Genomic DNA, 12020 nt, shown 5'->3' with positions numbered 1-12020 from the left:
GACGCACAATGGCGATGACGGCTGCGGTCAAGGACGAGCTGAGTCGGGTCGACGTGCCCAAGCCCTGCTGCAGGCGGGCGGAAATGGCGGCGCTGCTGCGCTTCGCCGGCGGGCTGCACATCGTCTCCGGTCGGGTCGTGGTGGAGGCGGAACTCGACACCGGGGCGGTGGCCCGACGGCTGCGGCGGGAGATCGCCGAGGTCTACGGCTACCAGAGTGAGATCCACGTGCTCGCGTCCGGCGGGCTGCGCAAGGGCAGCCACTTCATCGTCCGGGTGGTCAAGGACGGCGAGTCCCTGGCGCGGCAGACGGGGCTGCTCGACGTGCGGGGACGCCCCGTGCGCGGTCTTCCGCCGCACGTCGTCGCCGCCAACGTCTGCTGCGCGGTGTCGGCCTGGCGCGGCGCGTTCATGGCGCACGGCTCGCTGACCGAACCCGGCCGCTCCAGCGCGTTGGAGATCACCTGCCCCGGCCCCGAGTCCGCGCTGGCCCTGGTGGGTGCGGCCCGTCGCATCGGCATCACCGCCAAGAACCGCGAGGTGCGCGGCGTGGACCGGGTGGTGGTCAAGGACGGCGACGCGATCGCCGCGCTGCTCACCCGCATCGGCGCCCACTCCAGCGTGCTGGCCTGGGAGGAGCGCCGGGTGCGCCGCGAGGTGCGGGCCACGGCCAACCGCCTCGCCAACTTCGACGACGCCAACCTGCGCCGCTCGGCGCGGGCCGCGGTCGCCGCCGCCGCCCGGGTGACCCGGGCGCTGGAGATCCTCGCCGACGAGGCGCCCAACCACCTCACCTCGGCCGGCCAGCTGCGCCTGGAGCACCGGCAGGCATCCCTGGAGGAGCTGGGCGCCCTGGCCGATCCGCCGCTGACCAAGGACGCGATCGCCGGCCGGATCCGCCGGTTGCTGGCGCTGGCCGACAAGCGCGCGCGGGACCTGGGCATCCCGGATACGGAAGCGGCCGTCACGCCCGACATGCTCGTGGTCTGATAGGACGGTGCGGGGCCGGCGGCGCCGGTGCGGCCACCACCCGGCGCTGCACGGCGCCGCACGCTCGGATAGGGTCGCTGCGTACGGCAAGGGGGCCGACACAGGCACCCTTCGCCGGGTAACACCGCCTCGGGCGGTCAGGTCCTTCGAGACCGCGGCGGGGTGGCCGAGATGAATCGTCGACGGCCGGCTCGACCGGTCGGCGCACACACCTCCGCCGGCCCGGTTCTCACGCCGGCGGACCAGAACGCGAGGAGATGGGACCTGTGACCATCCGGGTTGGCATCAACGGCTTCGGCCGGATCGGCCGTAACTTCTTCCGGGCAGTGCTGGCATCCGGCGCTGACATCGAGGTCGTGGCGGTCAACGACCTGACCGACAACGCGACGCTCGCCCACCTGCTCAAGTACGACAGCATCCTGGGCCGGCTGCCGCACGAGGTCAAGGCCACCGCCGACGAGATCATCGTGGGTGGCAAGAGCATCAAGGCGTTCGCCGAGAAGGACCCGGCGAAGCTGCCGTGGGGCGAGGCCGGCGTGGACGTGGTCATCGAGTCCACCGGCTTCTTCACCGACGCCACCAAGGCGAAGGCGCACGTCGACGGCGGGGCCAAGAAGGTCATCATCTCCGCCCCGGCGAAGAACGAGGACGTCACGGTCGTCATGGGCGTCAACCACGACCAGTACGACCCGGCCAAGCACACCATCATCTCGAACGCCTCCTGCACCACCAACTGCCTCGCGCCGATGGCGAAGGTCCTGCACGACACGTTCGGCATCCAGCACGGCCTGATGACGACGATCCACGCGTACACCCAGGACCAGAACCTCCAGGACGCGCCGCACAAGGACCTGCGCCGGGCCCGCGCCGCCGCGCTGAACATCGTGCCGACCTCGACCGGTGCGGCGAAGGCGATCGGCCTGGTGCTGCCAGAGCTGAAGGGCAAGCTGGACGGCTACGCGCTGCGGGTGCCGATCCCGACCGGCTCGGCCACCGACCTCACCGTCGACGTCAACCGGGAGACCACGGTCGACGAGGTCAACGCCGCGCTGAAGGCCGCCGCCGAGGGCCCGCTCAAGGGCATCCTGGTCTACAACGAGGACCCGATCGTCTCCTCCGACATCGTCACCGACCCGGCGTCGTGCATCTTCGACGCGCCGCTGACCAAGGTCGTCGGCAACCAGGTCAAGGTCGTCGGCTGGTACGACAACGAGTGGGGCTACTCCAACCGCCTGGTCGACCTCGTCAAGCTGGTGGGTAGCTCGCTGTGAGCATCCGTACCCTCGACGACCTGCTCGTCGAGGGGGTGTCGGGTCGGCGCGTGCTGGTGCGCGCCGACCTGAACGTCCCGCTCGACAAGCAGTCAGGCGACATCAGCGACGACGGTCGCATCCGCGCCGTGCTGCCGACGCTCGGCGCGCTCGTGGAGGCCGGCGCGAAGGTGGTCGTCTGCTCGCACCTGGGTCGTCCCAAGGGCGCCCCGGACCCGCAGTTCAGCCTGCGTCCGGTCGCCGGGCGGCTCGGTGAGCTGCTCGGTGTGCCGGTACGTTTCGCCACCGACACCGTCGGCGAGTCCGCCCGCTCCACCGTGGACGCGCTCGCTGACGGCGAGGTCGCCCTGCTGGAGAACCTGCGCTTCAACAAGGGCGAGACCAGCAAGGACGACACCGAGCGGGGCGCCTTCGCCGACCAGCTCGCCGCGTTCGGCGACGCCTACGTCGACGACGCGTTCGGCGCGGTGCACCGCAAGCACGCCAGCGTCCACGACGTGCCGGCGCGGCTGCCGCACGTCGCCGGCCGGCTGGTGCTGCGCGAGGTGGAGGTCCTGTCCCGGCTGACCGGCGAGCCGGAGCGCCCGTACGTCGTGGTGCTCGGTGGTTCGAAGGTCTCCGACAAGCTCGCGGTCATCGAGGCGCTGCTGCCGACGGTCGACCGGCTGCTCATCGGCGGCGGGATGTGCTTCACCTTCCTCAAGGCCCAGGGCCACGAGGTGGGCTCCTCGCTGCTGGAGGAGGACATGGTCGAGACCTGCCGCAACCTGCTGGAGCGCTCCACGGGCAAGATCATGCTCCCGGTCGACGTGGTGGCCGCGGAAGCGTTCGCCCCGGACGCCGCGCACGACACCGTGGCGGCCGACGCCATTCCGGGCAACCGGGTCGGGCTCGACATCGGGCCGGAGACGGTCGCCGGGTTCGCCGCCGCGCTCAAGGGCGCGCGGACGATCTTCTGGAACGGCCCGATGGGTGTGTTCGAGATGCCGGCGTTCGCCCACGGCACCCGTGGCATCGCCGAGACGATCGCGAAGAGCGACGCGTTCACGGTCGTCGGGGGCGGTGACTCCGCTGCGGCGGTCCGCGCGCTCGGGCTGGACGAGTCGTCCTTCGGGCACATCTCCACGGGCGGCGGCGCCTCCCTGGAATACCTGGAGGGCAAGACCCTCCCCGGCATCGCGGCCCTGGAGAACTGATGGCGAGCGTCACCCGCCGGCCCCTGATGGCCGGCAACTGGAAGATGAACTGCAACCACCTCGAGGCCAACCTGCTGATGCAGAAGCTGGCCGCGAGCCTCACCGAGAAGCAGCTCGCCGCCGTCGAGACGGTGGTCCTGCCGCCGTTCACCGACCTGCGTACGGTGCAGACCGCCGTCGACGGCGACAAGCTGCTCATCGGCTACGGCGGGCAGGACCTCTCGCCGCACGCGTCGGGCGCCTACACCGGCGACATCTCCGGCGCGATGTTGGCGAAGCTGGGCTGCACCTACGTGGTGATCGGGCACTCGGAGCGGCGCGCCTACCACCACGAGGACGACGCGATCGTCAACGCCAAGGTGCAGGCGGCGCTGGCCCACGGGCTCACCCCGATCCTCTGCGTGGGGGAGGGGCTCGACGTGCGGGAGAACGGCACCCACGTGGCGCACTGCAGCGACCAGCTCGACGGCGCCCTGAAGGGGCTGACCGCCGAGCAGGTGACGAAGGTCGTCGTGGCGTACGAGCCGGTCTGGGCGATCGGCACGGGCAAGACCGCCACGCCGGAGGATGCCCAGGAGGTGTGTGGCGCGGTGCGTCAGCGCCTGGCGGAGTCCTTCGGCCAGGACACGGCCGAGCAGGTCCGGGTCCTCTACGGCGGGTCGGTCAAGTCCTCCAACGTCGCTGCGATCATGGCCCAGCCGGACGTCGACGGGGCCCTGGTGGGCGGCGCGAGCCTGGACGCCGAGGAGTTCGCGAAGATCTGCCGGTTCCCGGAGCACATCACCCGCTGATCGCTCGCTATCCTTGACTCCGCCCGTCCGTCGGTCGGTGCCCCCGTGCCCGATCTGTCCGGGCGAGGATCGTAACGAGAGGACTGACCCCAGCCATGCCGATCTGGTTCGCATACACGTTGATCGTGTTGCTGGTCATCACGAGCGTCCTGCTGACCATGCTCATCCTGCTGCACCGCGGTAAGGGCGGCGGGTTGTCGAGCATGTTCGGTGGTGGCGTCAGCTCCAGCCTCGCCGGATCCTCGGTGGCGGAGAAGAACCTCGACCGCTACACCGTCCTGGTGGGCATCGTCTGGTTCGCCTGCATCGTCGGGCTGGGCCTCTGGCTCCGCCTGCAACAGGCCAGCGGCGTCATCTGAGCCCGCCGAGTCGTACAATCTGCGCGCGGTCCGTCGACGACGGGCCGCGCGCAGTTCGTCTCACCCGCTGCACCGCGTCGCCCGCCGCCCCCTCCGCGGCGGTCCCCTCCGACGACAGGAGCGAGCAGCCGTGTCCTTTGGCAACGTGATCCGGGGCAGCCGGGTCGGGTCCACGCCCGACCGCCGCGCCGAGCGCCACCAGCCGGCCCCGTGCCGGACCGTCACCTACTGGTGCCGCAACGACCACCGGACCGGGATCCGGCTCGCCGCCGAGGTCGAGGCGCCGCCGCTGTGGGACTGCCCCCGCTGCGGCCTACCCGCCGGGCAGGACGCGCAGAACCCGCCGGGCCGCGCCCGGCTCGAGCCCTACAAGACCCACCTGGCGTACGTGAAGGAGCGGCGCACCGCCGAGGAGGGGGCGGCCCTGCTGGCCGAGGCCCTCGCCGCCCTGCGTCGCCGCCGCCGCGGCTGAACCCTCGTCGGGTGGCCCGGCACGGCTGATCCGCGCTCGGTGGGGCGCGGTGGTCGCCTCCCGTGGGGTGGTGGGTCCTGGCGGCGCGGCCCACCGGACTGTAGGTCGTGCGACGCTTTGGAGCTGAGTCGTTTACGACATCACGTGGTGCGGTGGTCTGGGCCGCCGTGGGCGCCAGATGGCCGGTGAATCGGTTACGACATCAGCTCGAAAGCGCACGCGTGCATATGGTCGCCCGCCAGCCGCCAGCCGCCAGCCGCCAGCCGCCCGTCGCCGGTCACCCGCCCGCCCGCAGTCAGCCGTCACCCGCCCGCCGTCCGCCGTCCGTTCGCCAGCCGCCGGCCGATGCCCGCCAGCCGACGCCGGCGGTCCGCCAGCCGACGCCGGCCGGGTGGCAGCGGGCGTCGGGCGGGCGGTGACGGTAGTCCCGGCTCCCGGGTGCGTCCTGGCCGAGCCAGCGATCCGGGTGCCAGGTGCGGTCAGCGCAGGCTGCGCAGGCGGGCCGGGACGTCGGCCGCCGCCGCCCGGTCCAGTAGCCAGAGCGTCCGACCGGTGCCCCGCACGCCCGCCGCCGGGAGCTGAACCGACCCGGCCCCCGCCAGTGCCATGCCGACAGCCCGGGCCTTGCCGGCCCCGCTGGCCACCAACCAGACCTCCTCGGCCGTGTTGATCGCCGAGAGGGTCAGCGTGGTCCGCAGCGGCGGAGGCTTGGGGCTGCCCCGCACCGCGCTTACCGGCCGGCTGTCGTGGTGTACCGGGTGCTCGGGGAAGACCGAGGCCACGTGCCCGTCCTCGCCGACACCCAGCATCAGCACGTCGAAGTGGGGCAGCGCGGCGTTGCCCGGTCGCGCCGCGCGGGCCAGCTCGCCGGCGTAGCGGGCCGCCGCCTCCTCCGGGTCCGGGCCGGCCGGGCCGTCGGAGGCGGGCATGGGGTGGACCCGGGCCGGGTCCAGCGGCACCGCGTCCAGCAGCGTCGCGCGGGCCTGCGTCTCGTTGCGCTCGGGATCGCCGGCGGGCAGGAACCGCTCGTCGCCCCACCAGACGTCCACCCGGGACCAGTCGACGGCGTCCCGGGCCGGCAACGCCGCCACCGCCCGGTGCACCGCCGCGGCTATCCGGCCGCCGGTCAGCACCACCGACGCCTGGCCCCGCTCGGCCTGCGCGTCGAGCAGCCTGACCAGCAGCCGGGCGGCCACCGCCTGGGCCAGCAGGTCGGCGTCGGCATGGACGGCGACACTCGCCTCACTCATCTGATGTGCCTTCGTTTCTCCGGCCGCCGCGCGGCCGGTGTCGCGTGGTGCCGGCAGCCGGTGTGCTCAGTGCTCGGCGCTCGTACCCGTGTGCGCGGTGACCCCCGCCTCGGCCCGCTGGGCCGTGGCCGGATCCTTCCAGACGTGCACCCGCTGCGTGGGGTGCTGGTCCAGCCCGGCCAGCCCGGCCGCCGCGCCCAGCGCCTCCGCGTATACCTGGTCGGCATCGAGCCGGCGCAGTTCCTCGGCCAGTTCGTCGCCGAGCGGGCGGCGGACGAGCGGCAGTTGCCGATCGTCCTGCCCGGTACGTTGGAACGTCGCCACACTGTCGTCGCGGGTCAGGGTCAGCGTGTCGCCGTTGGCGCAGCGAAGCTGCACCTCCCGCATCCGCGGCCACTCCCGGCTGTGCTGCCACGTCGGCGTGATGCCGAGCCGCGCGGCCAACCAGCCCTGCATCAGCGCGGCCGTCGGGTCGGTGGGCGGTGCCACCACCCTCGCCTCGGTCACCTCCGCCTGGGTGGCGTCGAACGCCCCCGCCACGAGGGTGCGCCACGGGGTGATCCTCGTCCACGCCAGGTCGGTGTCGCCGGGCGCGTAGTCCCGGGCCCGTTGACGCAGCGCCTCGACCGGGTCGGCGGCCTGCGCGGAGTCGGTGATGCGCCGGTCGGCGACCACGCCGAGGAAGTCCGTGGCGATCTCGGTCGGGGGATCGCCGTGCCACCACGTCACGACCGGCACGTCCGGCACCAGCAACGGCATCACCACCGACTCGGCGTGCAGGGCCAGCCGCCCGTACATCCGGGTCACGACCGCCTCGCAGGGCCCGAGGCGGCCACCGACGACGATCTCCGCGTCCAGCCGGTTGCGCTCGCGCTCCACGTCGGAGCGGACCACCACCACCAGCCGGCAGGGGTGGGCGGCGGCGGCGATGGTCGCCGCCGCCTCCGCCTCGCGGACCCGTTTCTCGTCGACCACCACGATCAGGGTGAGCGCCATTCCGCTGGCCACCCCGCCGGCGCTGCGCCGCTCGGCGGCCAGCGCCTTGACCACCTCGTTGCCGGTGGTGTCCCACAGGCCGATCAATGGAGCCTCCTGGTTTGCTCGCTGCGCCTGCTCACGGCACCTGCCTTCGTTCGCGACTGCGGGGCTCGCAGAACCGGCTCACTCCTCGCGCTCACGGCACCTGCCTTCGTTCGCGACTGCGGGGCTCGCAGAACCGGCTCACTCCTCGCGCTCACGCTCTGCGCCAGGCCCGGCCCTCGCGGGCGAGCATCTCGTCGGCGGCCCGGGGACCCCACTCGCCGGCCCGGTACGGCTCCGGCGTGGTGCCCGCCCAGGCGTGCTCCAGCGGGTCGACGACCTGCCAGCTCTGCTCGACCTCGGCGGCGTCCGGGAAGAGGGTACGGTCACCGATCAGCACGTCCAGCACGAGCCGCTCGTACGCCTCGGGGCTGGACTCGGTGAACGCCTCGCCGTACTGGAAGTCCATCGCGATGTCGCGGACCTCCATCGTGGTGCCCGGCACCTTGGAGCCGAACTTGAGCACGACGCCCTCGTCGGGCTGCACCCGGATCACGAGCTGGTTGTTGCCCAGCGACTCCATGTCGGCGTCGTTGAACGGCAGGTGCGGCGCCCGCTTGAACATGATGGCTACCTCGGTGACGCGTCGCGGCAGCCGCTTGCCGGCGCGGATGTAGAACGGCACCTCCGCCCAGCGGCGGTTCTGGATGCCGAGCCGGACCGCCACGTAGGTCTCCGTGGTCGAGTCCTGCGGGACGCCCTCCTCCTCCAGGTAGCCGACGGCCCGCTCGCCACCCACCCAACCCGGCAGGTACTGCCCGCGCACGGTGCCCTCGGCGATGTCCTTCGGCAGGGTGATGGCCCGCAGGACCTTGAGCTTCTCGGTGCGGATCTCGTCGGCGTCGAAGCTCGTCGGCTCCTCCATCGCCACCAGCGCCAGCAACTGGAGCAGGTGGTTCTGGAGCACGTCGCGGGCCGCGCCGGCCGAGTCGTAGAAGCCGGCACGGCTGCCGATGCCGACGTCCTCGGCCATGGTGATCTGCACCGAGTCGACGTACTTGGAGTTCCACAGCGGCTCGAACAGGTTGTTGGCGAACCGCAGCGCGAGGATGTTCTGGACGGTCTCCTTGCCGAGGTAGTGGTCGATGCGGAAGACGTCCTTGCGGGTGAAGACGTCGTCGACCAGGTCGTTGAGGGCCTTCGCCGAGGGCAGGTCGTGCCCGAAGGGCTTCTCCACCACCACCCGGCGCCAGCCGCCGGACTTGGCGTTGTCGGCCATTCCGGTGCGGGCGAGCTGCTTGAGGACCACGGGGAACGCCGCCGGGGGGATGGAGAAGTAGAAGGCGGCGTTGCCCGGGATGCCGTGCGTCTGGCGCAGCTCGTCCAGCATCTCGGCGAGGTGGTCGAACGCGGCGTCGTCGTCGAAGGAGCCGCCGACGAACTTGACGTTGCCGACGAGCCGCGCCCACACCTCCTCCCGCCAGGGGGTGCGGGCGTGCTTCTTGGCGGCCTCGTGGGCGAGCGACTCGAAGTCCCCGTCACCCCAGTCGCGGCGGGCGAAGCCGAGCACGACGAAACCCGGGGGCAGCAGCCCCCGGTTCGCCAGGTCGTACACGGCCGGGAGGAGTTTCTTGCGGGCCAGGTCACCGGTGACTCCGAAGATCACCAGAGCGCACGACTCCGGAATCCGTGGCAGCCGGCGGTCCTGCGGATCGCGCAGCGGGTTCACGCCGCCTCCTCGCTCCGCGTCGTCCATGGTCCTCATCGTCACGTCCGCAACGCCCCCACCGCATCGAGCAGCTGGGCCACGCCCGCCGACCGGTCGGTCAGGTGCAGCCGCACCACCGGGCGCTTGCGCTCGGCCAGGGCCTGCCGGTCGCCGGCGGCCTGCGCCGCCTGCAACTGCCCGAAGGTGTACGGCCGGCCCGGCACCGGCAGGTCGTCGGCGACCGCGCCGGTGAGCTGGAGGTAGCTGCCGACCTGCGGGCCGCCCTTGTGGTACTGGCCGGTGGAGTGCAGGAACCGTGGTCCCCACCCGAAGGTGACCGGACGCCCGCCGGCCGAGGCCAGCAGGGGGCGCAGCCCGGCCGCGTCGGCGTCGGCGAACCGGTCTAGGTACGCCAGCACCGCCAGGTAGCCGCCGTCGCCCACCCCGTCGACAAGCTGACGCAGGACGCCGGCCAGATCACCCGGGGCGCCCTGCGGCGCGTACACCTCGATCGCGCCCTCGGTGAACGACGGCGTCTCCGCCGGCGCACCCGAGGCGAGGATCCGGTTGGTGTTCTCCTTGGACTCGGTGACGTTGGGCTGGTTGAACGGGTCGATGCCGAGCACCACGCCGGCGATCGCGGTGGCGTACTCCCAGGCCAGGAAGTGCGCGCCGAGCGGCCCGTTGACCGCCACGTCGGCGTCGGCGCCACCGCCGGGGACGGCGCCGGCGGCGAGCGCGCCGCCGTAGGTGACGGTGAGCACGTCGTCGCCGGTGGCGCCGGGGCTCTGCGGCGACTCCACGACGACCGGCAGGATGCCGACCCCGGCCTTGCCGGTGGACTCGGCGATCAACTGTTCGGCCCAGTCGCCGAGGCCCTCGATGCCGGTGCCGTCGGAGACCAGGGCGATCTTGTCCCGGCCCATGGTGGCCGCCGCGCCGAGGGCCGCGCCGAGCGCCAGGCCCGGGTTGTCGCGGTCACCGCCCAGCGACCGCGCGAGCGCCTCCGCCTCGTCGAGCAGCTCGGCCACCTCGACGCCGGCCAGGGCCGACGGGACCAGCCCGAACGCGGTCAGCGCGGAGTATCGCCCGCCGACGTTCGGGTCGGCGAGCACGGTGAAGGCACCCATCTCGGCGGCGGTGGCCTCCAGCGGCGAACCCGGGTCGGTGACGATGACGAAGTGCCGGCCGGCCTCCGCCTCGCTCAGCCCCGCGTCGAGGAACGCCTGCCAGTAGGCCCGGCGGTGGCTGTCGGTCTCGACCGTCGAGCCGGACTTGCTGGCCACCACGACCACGGTGCGCTCCAGCCGGTCGGCCAGCGCCGCCCGGACCTGCCCCGGGTCGGTGGTGTCGAGCACGGTGAGCTGCTTGCCGAGGGTACGGGCGATGACCTCGGGGGCCAGCGACGAGCCGCCCATCCCGGCGAGCACCACGTGGTCCAGGTCGGCCAGCTCGGCCTTCAGCTCGGCGAGCTGGGGGAGCAGGTCGCGGCTGCGCAGGTGGACGTCCAGCCAGCCGAGGCGGACCTTCGCCTCGGCCTCGGCGTCCGGGCCCCACAGGGTCGGGTCCTTCGCGGCCAGCTTGGCCGGGACGCCGGCGCTGACCAGCGCCTCCCGGGTGGAGGCGGGGGCCGACCCGTCGACCGTGTCGGCCCCGTGCACGCTGAGCCCGGCGGCGGCCTCGACCGCCCCGTTGAGGAGGTCGCTCACCGCGCCGCCCCGTTTCGCCCGGCGGAGTGCGACGCCACGCCGCTGATCCTGGTGATCGGCTCGCTCACGCGTTGCCTCCCGCCTGCTGGGCGGCCTGCGCGTTGCCCTTCGCGGCGTCGCCCGGGCGGCTGGCGCCCTGGCCCGCGGCCGACAACGACTTGCGTACGCCGTCGAGCAGTTCCTGCCAGCTCGTCTCGAACTTCTCCACGCCCTCGCGCTCCAGGACCCCGATCACGTCGGCCAGGTCGACGCCGACCGACTCCAGGTCCGCGAAGACCTTGCGGGCCTCGTCGTACGAGCCGGTGATGGTGTCGCCGCGGGTCTCGCCGTGGTCGGCGTAGGCGTGCACGACCGGCTCCGGCATGGTGTTGACCGTGCCGGGGGCGATCAGCTCCTCGACGTAGATCACGTCCCGGTAGTCCGGGTTCTTGGTCGAGGTGGAGGCCCACAGCGGCCGCTGCGGGTGCGCGCCCGCGTCGGCGAGAGCCTGCCAGCGGTCGCCGGAGAACACCTCGCAGTAGCGTTCGTACGCCAGCTTGGCGTTGGCGACGGCGGCCTTGCCGCGCAGCTCCTTCGCCTCGGCGGAGCCGATCTTCTCCAGCCGCTTGTCGACCTCGGCGTCGACGCGGGAGATGAAGAACGACGCGACCGACCCGATCTTCGACAGGTCGTGCCCGTTCGCCTTCGCCTGCTCCAGGCCGGCCAGGAACGCCTCCATCACCTGGGAGTAGCGGTCCAGCCCGAAGATCAGCGTGACGTTGACGCTGATCCCCTCGGCCAGGGTGGCGGTGATCGCCGGCAGGCCGGCCTCGGTGGCCGGGATCTTGATGAAGAGGTTGGGCCGGTCGACCAGCCACCACAGGGCCTTGGCCTCGGCGACGGTCTTGTCGCTGTCGTGGGCCACCCGCGGGTCCACCTCGATGGAGACGCGACCGTCGACCCCGCCGCTGCCCTCGTACGACGGGCGCATCACGTCGCACGCCCAGCGCACGTCGTAGGTCGTGAGCATCCGCACGGCCTCCTCGACCTGCACCCCACGGGTGGCGAGGTCGCGCAGCTGCCAGTCGTACTCGTCGGCGTCGCTCAGCGCCTTCGCGAAGATCGTCGGGTTGGTGGTCACCCCGGCCACGTGCTTCTCCCGGCGGAGCTGGTCCAGCCCGCCGGAGGAGAGCCGTACCCGGGAAAGATCGTCGAGCCAGACCGCCACGCCTGCGGCGGTGAGTTCACTCAGCCTGTCCGTCATGCCGTCCACGCT

11 protein-coding genes are annotated in these 12020 nt (G+C 72.6%); 6 read left to right on the top strand and 5 right to left on the bottom strand.

Annotated elements, in window-relative coordinates; all coding sequences use genetic code 11:
• Window positions 1-8: 8 nt before the first annotated feature.
• The 6 genes from whiA to ACQ452_RS19290 all read left to right on the top strand — a co-directional run bounded on the left by whiA (window position 9) and on the right by ACQ452_RS19290 (window position 5078).
• Window positions 9-989 (top strand): DNA-binding protein WhiA, encoded by a 981-nt coding sequence (gene whiA, locus ACQ452_RS19315; protein ID WP_433386529.1) that lies wholly within the window; start codon window positions 9-11, stop codon window positions 987-989.
• Between the two features lie 266 nt (window positions 990-1255).
• Window positions 1256-2260 (top strand): type I glyceraldehyde-3-phosphate dehydrogenase, encoded by a 1005-nt coding sequence (gene gap, locus ACQ452_RS19310; RefSeq protein WP_433386528.1) that lies wholly within the window; start codon window positions 1256-1258, stop codon window positions 2258-2260.
• Window positions 2257-3456 (top strand): phosphoglycerate kinase, encoded by a 1200-nt coding sequence (locus ACQ452_RS19305; RefSeq protein ID WP_433386527.1) that lies wholly within the window; start codon window positions 2257-2259, stop codon window positions 3454-3456. The genes gap and ACQ452_RS19305 overlap by 4 nt, the downstream gene beginning before the upstream one ends.
• The gene (gene tpiA / locus ACQ452_RS19300; protein WP_433386526.1) at window positions 3456-4247 is read left to right on the top strand and encodes a triose-phosphate isomerase; all 792 of its coding nucleotides are present in this window, start codon (window positions 3456-3458) and stop codon (window positions 4245-4247) included. Before ACQ452_RS19305 ends, tpiA begins: the two co-directional genes overlap by 1 nt.
• Before the next feature lie 95 nt (window positions 4248-4342).
• Window positions 4343-4606 carry a preprotein translocase subunit SecG gene (secG, locus tag ACQ452_RS19295; RefSeq protein WP_433386525.1) on the top strand — a complete coding sequence of 88 codons (264 nt, stop codon included), beginning with the start codon at window positions 4343-4345 and terminating at the stop codon, window positions 4604-4606.
• Between the two features lie 130 nt (window positions 4607-4736).
• On the top strand, window positions 4737-5078 hold the full coding sequence (locus tag ACQ452_RS19290; RefSeq protein WP_433386524.1) for an RNA polymerase-binding protein RbpA: 342 nt from the start codon (window positions 4737-4739) through the stop codon (window positions 5076-5078).
• 479 nt (window positions 5079-5557) lie between these two features.
• Here ACQ452_RS19290 and pgl read toward each other — a convergent pair whose 3' ends face one another.
• The 5 genes from pgl to tal all read right to left on the bottom strand — a co-directional run bounded on the left by pgl (window position 5558) and on the right by tal (window position 12008).
• Window positions 5558-6328: a 6-phosphogluconolactonase gene (gene pgl, locus ACQ452_RS19285; protein ID WP_433386523.1), complete on the bottom strand. Its 771-nt coding sequence runs from the start codon at window positions 6326-6328 to the stop codon at window positions 5558-5560.
• Window positions 6329-6394: 66 nt separating this feature from the next.
• The gene (locus ACQ452_RS19280; RefSeq protein WP_433386522.1) at window positions 6395-7411 is read right to left on the bottom strand and encodes a glucose-6-phosphate dehydrogenase assembly protein OpcA; all 1017 of its coding nucleotides are present in this window, start codon (window positions 7409-7411) and stop codon (window positions 6395-6397) included.
• Window positions 7412-7562: 151 nt separating this feature from the next.
• On the bottom strand, window positions 7563-9104 hold the full coding sequence (zwf, locus tag ACQ452_RS19275) for a glucose-6-phosphate dehydrogenase (RefSeq protein ID WP_433386521.1): 1542 nt from the start codon (window positions 9102-9104) through the stop codon (window positions 7563-7565).
• 11 nt (window positions 9105-9115) lie between these two features.
• Complete coding sequence (locus ACQ452_RS19270) at window positions 9116-10765, bottom strand: glucose-6-phosphate isomerase (protein WP_433386520.1); 1650 nt, start codon at window positions 10763-10765, stop codon at window positions 9116-9118.
• Between the two features lie 64 nt (window positions 10766-10829).
• A complete protein-coding gene (gene tal, locus ACQ452_RS19265; protein WP_433386519.1) occupies window positions 10830-12008 on the bottom strand; it encodes a transaldolase in 1179 nt (392 codons plus the stop codon).
• Between the last annotated feature and the right edge of the window lie 12 nt (window positions 12009-12020).

Origin of the sequence: Micromonospora sp. KLBMP9576 (assembly GCF_050941805.1) — a bacterium.
Classification (GTDB): domain Bacteria; phylum Actinomycetota; class Actinomycetes; order Mycobacteriales; family Micromonosporaceae; genus Micromonospora.
Note: the sequence above shows the minus strand (reverse complement) of the source record. Positions and strands in the feature narration are given on the sequence as shown.